The sequence below is a fragment of the Agrobacterium sp. A3-95 genome, assembly GCF_053521785.1.
This window is the reverse complement of record NZ_JBNWDR010000012.1, coordinates 1-16,137: the sequence shown is the minus strand read 5'-3', so window position 1 is coordinate 16,137 and position 16,137 is coordinate 1. Positions and strand designations below refer to the sequence as shown.

13 protein-coding genes and 1 pseudogene are annotated in these 16,137 nt (G+C 59.4%); 11 read left to right on the top strand and 3 right to left on the bottom strand.

The annotated features are described in order from the left end of the window. Window positions 1-13: 13 nt before the first annotated feature. The 6 genes from ACQZ5Y_RS24855 (at window position 14) to ACQZ5Y_RS24830 (ending at window position 6,082) form a co-directional block, all read left to right on the top strand. A complete protein-coding gene (locus tag ACQZ5Y_RS24855; protein ID WP_003518093.1) occupies window positions 14-1,549 on the top strand; it encodes an ABC transporter substrate-binding protein in 1,536 nt (511 codons plus the stop codon). A gap of 229 nt (window positions 1,550-1,778) precedes the next feature. After that, a complete protein-coding gene (locus ACQZ5Y_RS24850; protein ID WP_111800087.1) occupies window positions 1,779-2,729 on the top strand; it encodes an ABC transporter permease in 951 nt (316 codons plus the stop codon). Continuing rightward, window positions 2,726-3,547 carry an ABC transporter permease gene (locus tag ACQZ5Y_RS24845; RefSeq protein WP_013762300.1) on the top strand — a complete coding sequence of 274 codons (822 nt, stop codon included), beginning with the start codon at window positions 2,726-2,728 and terminating at the stop codon, window positions 3,545-3,547. Before ACQZ5Y_RS24850 ends, ACQZ5Y_RS24845 begins: the two co-directional genes overlap by 4 nt. A gap of 53 nt (window positions 3,548-3,600) precedes the next feature. Continuing rightward, a complete protein-coding gene (locus ACQZ5Y_RS24840) occupies window positions 3,601-4,998 on the top strand; it encodes an amidase (protein WP_003518090.1) in 1,398 nt (465 codons plus the stop codon). A 95-nt stretch (window positions 4,999-5,093) separates the two neighbouring features. After that, entirely contained in the window at window positions 5,094-5,660 is a 567-nt protein-coding gene (locus ACQZ5Y_RS24835; RefSeq protein ID WP_003518089.1) for a DJ-1/PfpI family protein, read from the top strand. 71 nt (window positions 5,661-5,731) lie between these two features. After that, window positions 5,732-6,082 carry a ribbon-helix-helix domain-containing protein gene (locus ACQZ5Y_RS24830; protein ID WP_112959872.1) on the top strand — a complete coding sequence of 117 codons (351 nt, stop codon included), beginning with the start codon at window positions 5,732-5,734 and terminating at the stop codon, window positions 6,080-6,082. Between the two features lie 36 nt (window positions 6,083-6,118). On the opposite strand, the gene ACQZ5Y_RS24825 is transcribed toward ACQZ5Y_RS24830, so the two are convergent. The 3 genes from ACQZ5Y_RS24825 to ACQZ5Y_RS24815 all read right to left on the bottom strand — a co-directional run bounded on the left by ACQZ5Y_RS24825 (window position 6,119) and on the right by ACQZ5Y_RS24815 (window position 9,828). Beyond that, a complete protein-coding gene (locus ACQZ5Y_RS24825) occupies window positions 6,119-7,039 on the bottom strand; it encodes an ABC transporter permease (RefSeq protein ID WP_013762302.1) in 921 nt (306 codons plus the stop codon). Then, the gene (locus ACQZ5Y_RS24820) at window positions 7,032-8,042 is read right to left on the bottom strand and encodes an ABC transporter permease (RefSeq protein ID WP_003518086.1); all 1,011 of its coding nucleotides are present in this window, start codon (window positions 8,040-8,042) and stop codon (window positions 7,032-7,034) included. The genes ACQZ5Y_RS24825 and ACQZ5Y_RS24820 overlap by 8 nt, the downstream gene beginning before the upstream one ends. Before the next feature lie 76 nt (window positions 8,043-8,118). Beyond that, window positions 8,119-9,828, bottom strand: coding sequence for a peptide ABC transporter substrate-binding protein (locus ACQZ5Y_RS24815; RefSeq protein WP_097099520.1), 1,710 nt, complete (start codon window positions 9,826-9,828; stop codon window positions 8,119-8,121). Between the two features lie 305 nt (window positions 9,829-10,133). Here ACQZ5Y_RS24815 and ACQZ5Y_RS24810 point away from each other — a divergent pair, with 305 nt between their 5' ends. The 5 genes and pseudogenes from ACQZ5Y_RS24810 to ACQZ5Y_RS24790 form a co-directional block, all read left to right on the top strand. Beyond that, window positions 10,134-11,297 carry a M20 aminoacylase family protein gene (locus ACQZ5Y_RS24810; protein WP_003518084.1) on the top strand — a complete coding sequence of 388 codons (1,164 nt, stop codon included), beginning with the start codon at window positions 10,134-10,136 and terminating at the stop codon, window positions 11,295-11,297. Between the two features lie 48 nt (window positions 11,298-11,345). After that, the gene (locus ACQZ5Y_RS24805; RefSeq protein ID WP_003518082.1) at window positions 11,346-13,196 is read left to right on the top strand and encodes an ABC transporter ATP-binding protein; all 1,851 of its coding nucleotides are present in this window, start codon (window positions 11,346-11,348) and stop codon (window positions 13,194-13,196) included. Window positions 13,197-13,457: 261 nt separating this feature from the next. Further along, window positions 13,458-14,411: a sugar-binding transcriptional regulator gene (locus tag ACQZ5Y_RS24800; RefSeq protein ID WP_003518080.1), complete on the top strand. Its 954-nt coding sequence runs from the start codon at window positions 13,458-13,460 to the stop codon at window positions 14,409-14,411. Window positions 14,412-14,554: 143 nt separating this feature from the next. After that, a complete protein-coding gene (locus tag ACQZ5Y_RS24795; protein ID WP_013762306.1) occupies window positions 14,555-15,868 on the top strand; it encodes an ABC transporter substrate-binding protein in 1,314 nt (437 codons plus the stop codon). Between the two features lie 28 nt (window positions 15,869-15,896). Further along, window positions 15,897-16,137: pseudogene (locus tag ACQZ5Y_RS24790) on the top strand (sugar ABC transporter permease); the annotation flags it as partial.

Sequence of the window (16,137 nt, the reverse complement as noted above, 5' to 3'; positions counted from 1 at the left end):
ACAGGGGACAATGATGCCACGCACTTATTTTTCGCAGCCGCTGAAAGTTACGCGGCGCGCCGCGCTTGCGCTTGCACTGGGGACGGCGCTCTGGATGCCGCTTTCTATGACGGACGCCGCGGCCGCGCCGAAGACCGCCTTGACGCTGGGCATGACAGTGGAGCCGACGGGTCTCGACCCGACAATTGCGGCACCCGTCGCCATCGGTCAGGTCAGCTGGCAGAACATATTCGAAGGTCTCGTCACCATCGACCATGACGGCAAGGTGAAACCGCAGCTTGCCGAAAGCTGGGAAATTTCAGCCGATGGCAAGACCTATACGTTCAAGCTGCGCCAGGGGGTTACCTTCCACGACGGCGAGGCCTTCGATTCCTCCGTTGCGAAATTTTCGCTCGACCGGGCACGCGGTGAAACGTCGGTAAACCCACAAAAACGCTTCTTCACCGCCATCGAGAGCATAGAAACGCCGGATGCCGCGACGCTGGTACTGAAGCTGAAGCAGCCGGCGGGCAGCCTGATCTACTGGCTCGGCTGGCCGGCCTCCGTCATGGTTGCGCCGAAGAGCGCTGACAATAACCGTACCACGCCTATCGGCACCGGCCCGTTCAAGTTCGCAAACTGGGCCAAGGGCGACAAGGTGGAATTGGAGAAGAACGCGGCCTATTGGGACAAGGCGGTGGCGGTGAAGCTTGAAAAGGCCACCTTCCGCTTCGTTTCCGATCCGCAGGCGCAGGCAGCGGCACTGAAATCCGGCGATATCGATGCCTTCCCGGAATTCGGCGCGCCGGAACTGATGACGTCCTTCGACGGCGATGCGCGTCTCGGTACCTTCGTCGGGAATACGGAACTCAAGGTCGTGGCTGGCATGAACAATGCCCGCAAACCCTTCAACGACAAGCGCGTGCGCCAGGCGCTGATGATGGCGGTGGACCGCGGCACGGTGATTGAAGGCGCATGGTCGGGTTACGGCACGGCCATCGGCAGCCACTACACGCCGAACGATCGCGGTTACATCGATACGACCGGTGTTCATTCTTACGATATAGACAAGGCAAAGGCGCTTCTTGCCGAAGCGGGTTACCCCGACGGTTTCAGCTTCACGATCAAGGCCCCGCAAATGGCCTATGCCCAGCGGACCTCGCAAATCCTCCAGGCGATGCTGGCCGAAATCGGTGTCACCATGACCATCGAGACCACGGAATTTCCGGCAAAATGGGTGGCGGATGTTTTGAAGGGCGCGGATTACGACATGACCATCGTCGCCCACGCTGAGCCGATGGATATCGATATCTACTCCCGTGATCCCTATTATTTCAACTATAAGAACCCTGCCTTCAACGAGGTCATCGCCAATGTCGAAAAGACGGCGGATGCGGCCGAGCAGGAAAAGCTTTACGGCGAAGCGCAGAAAATCCTCGCCGAAGATGTGCCGGCGCTGTTCTTGTTCGTGATGCCGAAACTCGGCGTCTGGGACAAGAAGTTGAAGGGGTTGTGGGAAAACGAACCCATTCCGTCCAATGTGCTGACGGATGTGCATTGGGAAGAGTGACGTTTGTTGTGAACGGCGAGGCGCATTCCTACCCACCACCTCATTCCCGTGCCTGTCACAGGAATCCAGCCAGCCCAAGTCGTTGGGCTGAAAGGAACCTTTCCGCCGCGCAGGCACGCTTCGGCTGGATCCCTGTGACAAGCACAGGGGTGAGGGAAGAGTGTGCGGGGATGACAATAAATCCATCCGCCACATCCCGAAACGAAACAACGCAAGGAAAGAATGCCAGATGTTAGCCGTTCTCGTCCGGCGCCTTGCAAGCCTCATCGTCACGCTGTTTGCGGTGTCGCTCATCATCTACATCGTCATGGGGCTGTTGCCGGGTGATCCGGCGGCCATCATGCTCGGCACGTCGGCGAGCCCGGATACGCTTCTCGCGCTGCAAAAGCAGATGGGTCTCGATCAGCCCTTGCCATTGCGTTACATCCACTGGCTTGCAGGCGTATTCCGGGGTGATCTCGGACAATCCTATACCTACGGCGTGCCGGTAGCGGGGCTTATTGTCGAGCGGCTTGCCGTCACCCTGCCGCTTGCGCTGCTCGCGGTCTGCCTATCGGTCGCCATCGCCATTCCGCTCGGCGTCGCGGCAGCGAGAAGCCGAAACGGGCCGGTGGATTTCGCAGCCGGGCTCTTTTCCCATGTCGGCATTGCCGTTCCCGGTTTCTGGGTCGGGCTGCTGCTCATCATCGTCTTTTCCACCACGCTCGGCTGGATGCCATCAGGCGGTTTTCCCGGCTGGCGTCCGAGTTTTTCTGCCGGATTTATCGCGCTTGTGCTTCCAGCCATTGCGCTTGCGCTGTCGCAGGCAGGCGTCCTCACCCGCGTCTGCCGCTCGGCAGTACTTGAGGTAATGAACGAGGATTTCGTGCGCACCGCCCGCGCCAAGGGGCTGAGCGAGCGGGTAGCGCTGTGGCGACATGCGGTGCCGAACGCCATGATCCCCGTTGTCACCATGATCGGCCTGCAATTCACCTTCCTGATTGCCGGGGCAGTGCTGGTGGAGAATGTCTTCAATCTGCCGGGCCTCGGGCGGCTTGCGTATCAGGCGTTGACCCAGCGGGATATCGTCGTCATGCAGTCCGTCGTGCTGTTCTTCTCGGCGCTCGTCATCGTCATGAATTTTCTGGTTGATATCGCCTATCTCTTTATCGATCCAAGACTGCGGGCAGGTGCACGATGATGCGACTGATCCGCCGCCGCCCCGCTTTCGTCCTTGGCATCGCCGTCACTCTCTTTCTTGTAGCGGTTGCCCTGCTTTCGCTGGTCTGGACGCCGGTTTCTCCGACGAAGATACAGATTGCCCAGAAGCTGAAATCGCCCTTTGCCTATGGCGGGCTTGGCACCGACCATTTTGGCCGCGATGTGCTGTCCATGCTGATGGCGGGGGCATGGAATTCGCTCTCCACCTCCATCGCCGCCGTTGCCATCGGCGCGCTCATTGGCACGGCGCTTGGCGTATCGGTCGCGGCACTGCGCGGTTTCACTGAAACCCTGGTGATGCGCGCCTGCGATATCATCTTCGCCGTACCGCCGATTTTGTCGGCCATGATGCTCGGCGCGTTCATCGGTACGGGGCGGTTCACCGCCATCATCGCCATTGCCACCTTCATGGTGCCGGTCTTTGCGCGGCTGACGCTGGGTGCGGCCTTGCAGATATGGTCGCGGGAATATGTCACCGCCGCCACCAGCATCGGCCAGAACCGCGCCAAGATCACGCTGTTTCATATCGTGCCGAATATTTCCAACCAGATCATCGTGCAGGTGACCATCCAGCTCGGCCTTGCCATCCTTACCGAAGCGGGACTCTCATTCCTCGGTCTCGGCATGCCGCCGCCGGCCGCCACCTGGGGGCGGATGCTCGCCGATGCGCAGACCTATCTAGGTGCTGCACCCTGGCTTGCCATCATGCCCGGCCTTGCCATTGCGCTCGCGGTCTTCGGCCTCAATCTGCTTGGCGATGGCCTGCGCGACCTGCTGGACCCACGCGATACCAGCTGACCGCTTCAAGCCGATATCGCCCATATTATCTGTTTTCTGACGAGACGAAGCTTATGACCGATCTCATACACCTCAACACGCTCGAAATCCTGGCGCTTTACGGGCAAAAGAAGCTGTCGCCATCGGAATATTGGCAGGCGGTAGAGGCCCGTATCGACGCATTCGAGCCCACGGTGAACGCGCTTTACGCCTATGATCCCGAGGATGCCCGCAAGCAGGCGCTGGCCTCGACGATGCGCTGGCAAAAAGGTGAAACGCTTGGGCCCCTCGATGGGATTCCGGTGTCGCTGAAGGAATTGATCGCCACTAAAGGCCAGCCGGTTCCGCTTGGCACCAAAGCGGTGGAACTGGTGCCGGCCCTGGAAGACGCGCCGGTTGCGGCCCGCTGCCGCGAGGACGGCGCCATCATTTACGCCAAAACCACCTGCCCGGATTACGGCATGTTGTCATCGGGCCTTTCCAGTTTTCACAAGCTCAGCCGCAACCCATGGGACCCGACACAGAACCCCGGCGGCTCCAGTGCCGGTGCGGCTTCTGCCGGTGCTGCGGGTTACGGCACCCTGCATATCGGCACGGATATTGGCGGCTCGGTGCGGCTACCGGCGGGGTGGACGGGGCTGTTCGGCTTCAAGCCCAGCCAGGGCCGCATACCCGTCGATCCCTATTATACCGGCCGCTGCGCCGGGCCGATGACCCGCACCGTCGTCGACGCCGCCTATGCCATGGCCACGCTTTCCCGCCCGGACTGGCGTGACGGCACCGCGCTGCCGCCCAACGATATCAACTGGATGGACCTCGATATCGACGTAAAGGGCCTGAGGATCGGCCTGATGCTGGATGCCGGCTGCGGCTTGGCCCTGGACGATGAGGTGCGGGATGCTGTTGTGGCGTCCGCAAAGCTGTTCGAAGATGCAGGTGCCATCGTGGTCCCGGTCGAGCCGGTGCTGTCTCGGGACATGCTTGATGGGCTGGATGATTTCTGGCGGGCGAAATTCTGGGGCGATATGGCGGCGCTGAGTGACGAACGACGCGCGGCGATCCTTCCCTATATTCACGAATGGGCGCTGAAGGGCGCTGATGTTTCCGGCGCGCGGGCCGTTTTCGGTTTCAACCAGACCATGGAAATGCGCAAAGCCTGCGGGCGGTTGATGCAATCGGTTGATGTGGTGATTTCACCCGTCAATCCCATCGTCTCCTATCCGGCCGACTGGGCCTCGCCCACCAACGACCCCGAGCTACCCTTCGAACATATCGCCTTCACCGTCCCTTGGAACATGTCGGAACAGCCGGCATCCTCGATCAATTGCGGCTTCTCAAAATCCGGGATGCCCATCGGCTTGCAGATCGTCGGCCCGCGTTACGCGGATCTGCTCGTTCTCAAGCTTTCCAAGGCCTTCGAGGATTGGGGCGGCGGTGTTCGGCGCTGGCCGGAGCCGCCCAAAGCGCGCTGATCCCGTCTTTATCGGCCCTGTAGTATAGCCATAATACCCGCTTCTCCGCCCCTCCTGTTACGGTGCCCCGGGCATTCGAAATGGGAGGAGCAAGCATGCCGAAGAAGATTTTGATGATCACCGGCGATTTCGCCGAGGATTACGAGACCATGGTGCCGTTCCAGACGCTGCTTGCGGTTGGTCACACGGTGCATGCCGTCTGCCCCGGCAAGAAGGCTGGCCAGACGATCGCGACCGCGATCCATGATTTCGAGGGCGACCAGACCTATTCAGAAAAACGCGGCCATAATTTCGCGCTCAACGCAACTTTTGCCGATATCAAGGTCGCGGATTACGACGCGCTGGTCATTCCGGGTGGTCGCGCGCCGGAATATCTGCGGCTGAATGCGGATGTGCTTGCCGCCGTGAAGCATTTCTTCGAGGCTGACAAGCCGGTCGCGGCCGTCTGCCACGGTGCCCAATTGCTGGCGGCTGCGGGTGTCCTCAAGGGCCGCACCTGCTCGGCCTATCCGGCCTGCCGCCCCGAGGTGGAACTGGCGGGCGGCACCTATGCCGATATCGCCATCGATGCGGCGGTTACCGACGGCAAGCTGGTGACGGCGCCCGCATGGCCGGCGCATCCGGCATGGCTTTCGCAATTCATGGCGGTGCTCGGCAGATAAGGCCGGCGGAATGGGGCTTTTACCGGTCCCGTTTCCCGTCTATCTTCTGCAGCTTGCTGAGGGAGGACACAATGTGCAAGCTTTTCATCAAGGCAGACCCGACGCTTTGGGAAAGCCATACCCGGTCTTTGCGGATCGATGGCATGGTCACCAGTGTCAGACTTGAAAACTTCTTCTGGACGACTCTGGACGAGATTTCACGCCGCGATGGCATGAACAGCGCGCAGCTCATTGCCAAGCTTTATAATGAATCGATCGATGCCAGGCATGATCTCGGCAACTTCACCTCGTTTCTACGAGTCTGCTGCGGGCGTTATCTGGCCTTGCAGCTTTCCGGCGATATTCCGGCGCGCAGCGACATTCCGATTGCTGCGCTGGATGCAGACAGCATTCTCGACGCGGAAAAGATGAATTATCACTGAGGTAAAGGGAAGGGCGCAGCCACCGCGCCCTTCGCCTCAGCTCTTAAGCGCCCTTGGATCAAGCGCATCGCGCACGGCATCGCCGATATAGTTGACGCTCAGAACCGTCAGCGAGATTGCCAGTCCAGGCCACAGCACGCGCGAGGGCGTCAGCTGCAGGAAGTTGGCGCCATCGAACAACAGTCGTCCCCAGGTCGGAAAGTCGGACGGAAAACCGAGGCCGAGGAAGGACAGCGCCGATTCCGTGATGATGGCCGAGGCGATGCCGAGCGTGGCTGAGACCATGATCGAACTCAACACATTCGGCAGGATATGGCGCAGGATAATGCGGTATTCGCGCATGCCGCTCGATTTCGCCGCCATGATAAACTCCTGGCTTTTGATCGTCAGCACGTCGCCGCGCACGATGCGTGCGGTATGCATCCAGCTGGTTACCCCGATCACGAAGACGATGAGGATGAAGATACCGGTTTCCGGCCCGAAGGCGGCACGCAGCGTATCACGGAACAGCATGAGAATGACGAGCAGCAGTGGCAGCAGCGGCAGGGCCAGGAACAGGTCCGTCAGCCGCATCAGCGGCCCGTCAAGTCTTCGGAAATAGCCTGACAGCACCCCCACGAGCGTGCCGAGAAACAGCGCCAGCAGCATGGCGGTGATGCCGACGGCAAGCGAGATGCGCCCGCCCGCCAGCACCTGCGCCAGCATGTCCTTGCCCAGATTGTCGGTGCCGAAGGGATGCGCCAGCGACGGCCACTGGTTGCGTTCCTTCACATTGATGGCATTGGGCGCGACAGTGTGGATATAGGGCCCGACATAGACCGCAAGCAAAATAAAGATGAAAACGAACAGGCCTGCCACGCCGCCCTTGTGGACCCGGAACTGTTTCCAGATATCGGCAAGTGCCGATTGCACAGGCGTGGCGGCAACGGCTGGTGCTGCGAGGGTGGCGTCAGTCATAGCGGATCCTCGGGTCGAGAATGCCGTAAAGCACGTCGGCAATCAGGTTGAAGAGCACGATAAGCACCGCGAAAATGAAGGTCAGCGTCTGCACCAGCGGAATATCCGCGCCCTGAACGGCGGTGATCAGCAATTGGCCAAGCCCGTTCACGCGGAAAATCTGTTCGGTAATGATGGCGCCGGAAAAGATCGTCGGCACGCCGAGTGCGATGACGGTGACGACGGGTATAAGGCTGTTGCGCAGGACGTGAACGAGCAGAACGGATTTTTCCTTCACGCCCTTGGCACGCGCGGTGCGTACATAGTCTTGATGGAGATTGTCCAGCATGGAGGCGCGCACGAAACGGCTGATCTGCGAGACGTTGTAAAGGGTCAGCACCAGAACCGGCATGAACATCTGTTTGATCTGTGCCACGAGGCTTCCCCAGTCAGTCACCTGCAGATTGGTGTCGTAGACGGAAGGGAACCATTGCAGATAGGAGCTGAAGATGACGACCAGCAGCACGCCGGTGAAGAAGGTGGGAACCGAATAACCCACCATCGAGACGAAGGTGCCGATCTGATCGAAGATCGAATATTGTTTGTAGGCGGAAATGACGCCGATCGGGATCGCCAGAAGCGCGCCGAAGAGATAGGCAAGGCCGACGACCCAAAGCGTTTGCGGCATGCGCTGGATGACAAGATCAACCACCGGGCTGCGCGTTGCCCAGGACAGCACACGCATGCGACTGCCGTCGCCGATCTGCCAGCCTGTCAGCTTCTCGAACAGGTTCAGCGGTTCATTGATGAAGAATTGCTGCAGCCACAGCATGTAACGGATGAAGAAGGGCTGGTCGAGACCGAGCGAGGCGCGGATCTGCTCGCGCACTTCGGGTGGAATGGTCAGCGGCAGGTCGCCGGTCGGATCATTCGGCGCCAGATCGAGCAGGGCGAAGATGACGAAGCTGATGACGAGCAACGTCGGTACGGCAAAGGCAAGCCGCCGGAGCGTAAAGGTAAACATCGGAAAGTCTCCAGACCGTCAGGGTCTCGCAAAATGAGCGCGGTCCCCCCGTCAGGGGCGACCGCGCATTTGCGGGTTACTTCTTGCGGGACCAGTCCGCGACGTTCCAGAGTTCCGAATCCCAGGCGTTCATGCGAACGCCTTCGAGTGTCAACGAATGCGAGGAGACGCTGCCGCGATGGATGAGCGGAATATGCGCGCCTTCTTCGGTCAGCATATCGTTCAGCTGCTTGGAAATCTCACCGCGCTTGGCAAGGTCTGCGGTTTTGGACAGTTCGCCTACCAGCTTGTCGAATTCCGGGTTGCAATAACGCGGAATGTTCTGTCCCTGCCAGCCGTTAGCCGGAGCCGGGATCTTGTCGCATAGCCATTCCGCCAGATATTTTTCCGGGTCGGTACCGTCGAAATTGTTGGTGTACATTTCAACGTCGGCGAAAAATTTCTGGAAGGTGTCGGGGCTTGCCGGATCGCCGCCGAAGAAGACGGAGGCGCTGACATTGCGCAGTTCGGAAGCAACGCCAATCTGCGACCACATGTCCTTCACCAGTTCCTGCGTGGCCTGGCGAACGGAGTTTGTGGAGGTCTGGTAGAGGAAGGACAGTTTCACACCGTTCTTGGCGCGGATGCCATCGGCGCCCTTTACCCAGCCCGCATCGTCCAGCAGCTTGTTTGCGCCTTCCAGATCCTGTTTCAGGCACCAGCTGTCATTCTTGGTCGAAGCGACGGCTTCCGGAGCCGGCACGATATTGCAGGTCGGCTTGCCTGCCTCGCCATAACCTGCCTCATCAATAATATCACGGTCGATGGCAAGCGAGAGCGCGCGGCGCACGGCCGGGTCGGAAAGGGCCGGATGCGGGCCGCCTTCCTTGGTGGAGCGCTTGTCACCCAGCGCAGGATCGGCGTTGTACCAGTTGAGATTGATACGCTCGACCTGCGTGCCGAAGGCAGTTTCCAGCTTGCCCTTGCCGGCAGCTACCATGGTGGCCAGAATTTCCGGCTCCACCTGCATGTTCCAGGCGTAGTCGAATTCGCCGGTTTCAAGAACGGCACGTGCAGCGGAAGCTGCGTCACCGCCGCCCTTCAGGGTAGCCGTGGCGAAGGCGGGCTTGGCCGGATCGCGATAATTGGGGTTGGCCACGAAGCTGATGACGTCGTTCGGCTTGAAATCCTTGACCACGAAGGGGCCGGTGCCGATGGGGCCGAAATTGGCGGATGTGCAGCCGGGTGCCGCAGCGCCGACGCATTTTTCAAACTGTTTCTTCTGGATGACAGGCGATTGTGCGCCAACAAATGCGGAGTAGGGGTAGGGCTTCGGTTCGTTGAAGCTGATCTTGATGGTGTGGGCGTCGATCGCCTCGACGTTCTTCACGCCTTCATATTGTGCCGCCTGCGCGCAGCCGCCGTCTGGTGCGATGCAATATTTCCAGGTGAAGATGACGTCGTCAGCGGTAAAGGGCGTGCCATCAGACCATTTGACGTCGCTCTTCAGTTTCCACGTCATGCTGAGCAGATCTTTCGCGATGCCGCCATTGTCGACCGTCGGAATTTCGCTCACCAGCATCGGCACCAGCTCGCCTTTTTCGTCGTAGCGCGCCAGCGGCTCGATCACCATGGACGAGCTGTAGACTTCCTTCGTGCCAGCGGAAAGATATGGGTTGAGTGTCGATACAGCCTGCCAGAAAAGGATTTTCAGTTCGCCGTCACTGCCACGCTCGGCATGGGCGGCAGAGCCTGCCATGGCCAAGGCCGCCACCGTGCTGGCAAAGAGAACGCTGCGCTTCTTCATTGTGATTTTCCCCTTTGAAGATTTTATCTGTTTGAATGTTTGACGCTTTTCCTCAACGTCATTTGCAAGTCTTTTGTTTTAAGTGTTTGACTTTGCTAACGAATATTCTTCCGTTCCCAGTGATGCTATTGTCAGTTTTTTTGAAATGCAAGCCCCAAACTCTGATTGATGAACAAAATTTGAGCCGATTGGCTTCGGGCCTATTTTTCACTCATCTAGCGAAATTCATACTTGCAAAAGCAGAAATTCCAAACGCAATATGGTTCCCGACAACCCGGCGGGGAACAAAAAAAGGAAAAATGGGAATGCCGATATTGAACCGTGTGGCCGAGATGCAGGAAGAAGTAGCCGGTTGGAGGCGCCACCTGCACGAGACGCCGGAGCTGCTCTACGACGTCTTCGAAACCTCAAAATTCGTGGCGGAGAAACTCAAATCCTTCGGATGCGATATCGTCGAAACCGGCATTGGCAAGACCGGCGTGGTGGGCATCATCAAGGGGCGGCACGGGGACGGCCCGACCATCGGTTTCCGCTCCGACATGGATGCGCTGCCGATCCTCGAAACCAGCGGCAAGCCCTGGGCTTCCAAGGTTCCGGGCAAGGCCCATTCCTGTGGCCATGACGGGCATACGGCCATGCTTTTGGGTGCGGCGCAATATCTGGCGGAGACCCGTAATTTCAAAGGGTCCGTGGCCGTCATCTTCCAGCCGGCTGAAGAGGGTGGCGCAGGGGCACTTGCCATGCTGAACGACGGCATGATGGAGAAATTCGGCATTTCTCAGGTCTATGGCATGCATAACGAGCCGGGCATTCCGGTCGGCAACTTCGCCATCCGCAAGGGTTCGACGATGGCGGCGGCGGATAGTTTCGAGATCGTCATTACCGGTAAGGGTAGCCATGCGGCGGCCCCCCATCTTTCCGTCGATCCGGTGCTGACCTCGGCCTATATCATCATCGCCCTGCAATCCATCGTCTCGCGGGAAACGGACCCGTTGAAATCGCTGGTCGTCACCGTCGCCACCACCCACGGCGGCACAGCGGGCAATGTCATCCCCGGTTCGGTGACGCTGACCGGCACGGTGCGCACCCTGCTGCCGGAAACCCGCGATTTCGCCGAAAAACGGTTGAAGGAAGTGGCGACAGCCACCGCCATGGCGCATGGCGCGACGGCGGAGGTGAGATATGATCGCGGTTATCCCGTCACCTTCAATCACAATGACGAAACCGAATTCGCAACCAGCGTGGCGGCAGGTGTGGCAGGCGCAAACGCCGTCAACACCAATCCCAACCCGCATATGGGCGCGGAAGATTTTTCCTACATGCTGGAAGCACGCCCCGGCGCCTTCATCTTCATCGGTAACGGCGACACGGCCGGGCTGCACAATGCCGCCTATGACTTCAATGACGAGGCCCTGCCTTACGGCATCAGCTACTGGGTCTCGATGGCCGAAACCGCGCTTGCTGCGTAAGACATCCGGCGGCCTTCACGGCCGCCTTTCGCTTTTCAGGAGATCGGCATGCTTTTGGCGGCAACATCCATGGAACAGACCGGCGGTTCGGTAAGTCCGGTTCTTTCGGTTCAAAATCTGACTACGTCCTTCCGCGTTGATGGCGGCTGGAAATCGGTGGTCCGCAATATGAGTTTCGACATTGCGCCCCGCGAGACGGTGGCGATCGTTGGCGAAAGCGGCTCGGGTAAAAGCGTGACGTCGCTGTCGATCATGCGGCTTCTCGATAAGAAAACGAGCCGCATCGAGGGCAAGGTCATGCTCGGCGGGCGCGATTTGCTGGCACTTCCGGAAGAGGAGATGCGCAAGGTTCGCGGCAAGGACATTTCGATGATCTTCCAGGAGCCGATGACCAGCCTCAATCCGATCTTCCCGATCGGCAAGCAGATCGCCGAAGCGCTGACCGTGCACCAGGATATTTCCTCATCTGCTGCCAAGGCCGAAGTTGTCAGGCTTCTGGAAAAAGTCCGCATTCCCAATGCGAAGAACCGTTTCGACGACTATCCGCACCAATTTTCCGGCGGCATGCGCCAGCGCGTGATGATTGCCATGGCGCTTGCCTCCAAGCCGAAGCTCCTGATTGCAGACGAGCCGACGACGGCGCTCGACGTGACCATTCAGGGCCAGATTCTCGACCTTATCAAGCAATTGCAGGAAGAGGAGGGCATGTCGGTCCTGTTCATCACCCATGATATGGGCGTGGTGGCGGAAGTGGCGGACCGCACCATCGTCATGTTCCGCGGCGACGTGGTGGAAACCGGCACGACGGACGATATCTTCCATCGCGGGAACCATCCCTATACGCGCGCCCTGCTTTCGGCGGTGCCGAAGCTCGGTTCGATGAAAGAGCGGGTACTGCCCGCCCGTTTTCCGATCATCGATATCAAGACCGGCGAAAGCCAACCGGTTGAAGAGGTCAGGAACACGGTTTCCGGTGGTCGCACGCCCATTCTTTCGGTCCGGGACCTGACGACCCGCTTCGATATCCGCTCCGGTCTTCTCGGCCGCAAGTCCGGTGCCGTGCATGCGGTGGAGAAGGTCTCTTTCGATCTGGCTGAGGGCGAGACACTATCGCTGGTCGGTGAATCCGGCTGCGGCAAGTCCACCACGGGGCGGTCGATCACCCGGCTGATCGAACCGACCTCCGGTAACGTGACGCTCGACGGTTACGAGGTGATGAAACTCGACAAGACAACGTTGCGCACCATGCGCCGCAGCGTGCAGATGATCTTTCAGGACCCCTTCGCCAGTCTCGATCCGCGCATGAGCATCGGCACGGCGATCATGGAGCCCTTCATCGAACACCGGCTTGGACCGAAGGCGCAGGCGCGTGAAAAGGCGGCGGACCTGATGGAGAAGGTTGGCCTCAGCCCGGATATGATGCGGCGCTTCCCGCATGAGTTTTCCGGCGGCCAGCGCCAGCGCATTGCCATTGCCCGTTCGCTGATGCTTGACCCCAAGGTCATCGTTGCCGATGAAGCGGTGTCGGCGCTTGATGTCTCCATCAAGGCGCAGGTCTGTAACCTGCTGCTCGATCTGCAACAGAGCCTCAACCTCGCCTTCCTGTTCATTTCCCACGATATGGCTGTGGTGGAGCGTGTCAGCCATCGTGTCGCGGTGATGTATCTCGGCGAGATCGTCGAAATCGGCCCACGCGCCGCCGTCTTCGATAATCCGCAGCACCCCTATACGAAAAAGCTGATGTCCGCCGTTCCGGTGCCGGATCCGGCCCGGCGCCAGATCAGGCGCAACATGGCAACGGACGAGATCAAAAGCCCGATCCGTCCTGTGAACTATGTTCCGCCGCAACGCCATTACCGCGAGGTTTCGGAAGGGCATCTGGTGCAGGAAGCGGCTTGATATAGAGGAAACTGCGCAGGGATAGGTGCCTCTGTGTTCACAACGTCATCCTGGGTCTTGTGCCGAGGATCTGCCAATGTCTCGTAAATCGGTGCATTGCAGATGCTCGGGACAGGCCCGAGCATGACGGAGGAAATGTTTTGCATCTTCTTTAGAGGTGCCCGGTCCCGCCAAACGCTTCGCTCAGTCGCTGTGCCGTTTGACAGGCGGCCTGAAAAAATGCCAGCAAATGCTCGAGCATAATTCTTAGAGGGCGGCGGCATGGCCAGACGGAACGACGCACATGGACGGCTGGATGATGCGGCGCGTGCTGGCTGGCTTTATTATGTCGCGGGCCGCACGCAGGACGAGATCGCCGCTGCCATGGGCATATCCCGGCAATCGGCGCAGCGTCTGGTATCGCTGGCCGTCGCCGAGCGGCTGATCAAGGTCCGGCTCGATCACCCCATCGCCGCCTGTCTCGAAAAGGCGGAGCGGCTGAAGCAGAAATTCGACCTTAGATATATCGAGGTGGTGCCGAGCGATCCCGCTGGCGTTTCCTCCACGGTCGGCATTGCCGAGGCCGGCGCGGCGGAAATCGAGCGCTGGCTGAAAAATGCCGATCCCATCGTGCTTGCCATCGGCACCGGCCGTACGCTGAAGGCTGCTGTGGACCAACTGCCGCCGATGGAATGTCCGCAGCACCGCATCGTGTCACTGACAGGCAATATCGGGCCGGATGGATCGGCCGCCTATTACAACGTCATCTTCAGTATGGCCGATGCCATCAAGGCGCGGCATTTCCCGATGCCGCTGCCGGTTCTCTGCTCGTCTGCGGAAGAGCGGGAACTACTGCACGACCAGTCCATGGTGCGCTCCACGCTGGCGCTGGGTGCAGCCGCCAATGTCACCTTCGTCGGCGTCGGCGAACTGGGAGAAAATGCACCGCTCTGCGTTGATGGTTTTCTCGGTGTCGATGAGATGAAGGCCCTGATGGCAAGCGGTGCGATCGGCGAAATCTGCGGCTGGATGTATGATGCCAACGGCCGCATTCTCGACCATTCCGTCAACGAGCGCGTCGCCTCTGTTCCCATTCCGTCCAGAGAGACCTGCACGGTCATCGGCATGGCCCAGGGCGCGCGCAAGAACGCTTCGATTCTCGCGGCACTGAGGGGTGGTCTTTTGAACGGCCTCATCACCGACGAAGCGACAAGTGAATATTTGCTCACGCATTGAGCAAAAATTAATCTATTAAAATCAATGGCTTGATTTTTCCATGTGCGCCGCAGCACAGGATGTTGCTTGACTTTTTTTGGCTGTGGGTGAGTAAATGCCCCAGAGCAAAGCGAATGCTCATAAATTTCTTCTGGGAGGAAGATATGACATTGAAGACCATTTTGCTGGGCGCATGCTCGGCACTCGCCTTTTCGACCCTTGCTTCCGCCGAAACGCTGACCATCGCCACCGTCAACAACGGCGACATGATCCGCATGCAGGGTCTGACCTCCGACTTCACCACCAAGAACCCCGACATCAAGGTGGAATGGGTCACGCTTGAAGAAAACGTCCTGCGCGAGCGCGTGACGACCGATATCGCCACCAATGGCGGTCAGTACGACATCATGACCATCGGCAACTATGAAGTGCCGATCTGGGCCAAGCAGGGCTGGCTGCTGCCGCTCGAAAAGCTTGGCGACAAATACGACGTGGATGATATTCTGCCGGCGATCCGTGGTGGTCTTTCCAGCGAAGGCAAGCTTTATGCGGCGCCGTTCTACGGCGAATCCGCCATGATCATGTATCGCAAGGACCTGTTTGAAAAAGCCGGCCTGAAGATGCCTGAAAACCCGACCTGGGAATTCATCGGTGACGCTGCCCGCAAGATTACCGATCGCAAGACGGATATCAACGGCATGTGCCTGCGCGGCAAGGCTGGCTGGGGCGAGAACATGGCCTTCATCAGCGCGCTCACCAACTCCTTTGGCGGCCGCTGGTTCGATGAGAACTGGAAGCCGCAGTTCGATCAGCCGGAATGGAAGAGTGCTCTTCAGTTCTACGTCGATCTGATGAAGGATGCCGGTCCGTCGGGTGCTTCCTCCAACGGCTTCAACGAAAACCTGACGCTGTTCCAGCAGGGCAAATGCGGCATGTGGATCGATGCCACGGTGGCTGCTTCCTTCGTTTCAAACCCGAAGGATTCGACCGTTGCCGACAAGGTCGGTTATGCGCTCTTCCCGACGCATGGCGAACTGAAGAACCACGGCAACTGGTTGTGGTCATGGAACCTTGCTATCCCGAAGAGCTCGCAGAAGGCGGATGCCGCCGAGAAGTTCATCTCCTGGGCAACCAGCAAGGAATATACCCAACTCGTCGCTGCCAAGGAAGGCTGGGCAAACGTGCCTCCGGGTACCCGCACCTCGCTTTACAAGAATGCTGATTATGAAAAAGCAGCCGCCTTCGCCAAGCCGACGCTTGCTGCGATGGATGCCGCCGACATCACCAAACCGACCGTAAAGCCCGTGCCTTACACCGGCGGTCAGTTCGTGGCGATCCCTGAATTCCAGGCGCTCGGCACCACGGTCGGTCAGCTGTTCTCGGCGGTCGTTGCCGGCCAGTCCAGTGTCGACGATGCGCTTGCCAGCGCCCAGTCGACAGCGACGCGTGAAATGACCCGCGCCGGTTACATCAAGTAATCCTCCTGAAGATCGCTGTCCGGCGCCAATGCCGGGCAGCGAACCTTGGGGGCGCAAGCCGCGAGCTGCGCGGTGGCCTTTAAGCCTTTCAAATCAAAACTGGAATGAGCCGGTTCTTCCGGATATGCCGGGGGCATTTCGTGATGCCCGAGCCCATGGGGAGGTTAGTGCAATGGCAACACGAAACACGAGCGGTCTGGCGCGGGTTATGCTTGCGCCTTCGGTGCTGCTTTTGCTGGTGTGGATGATCGTGCCCCTGGCGATGACGC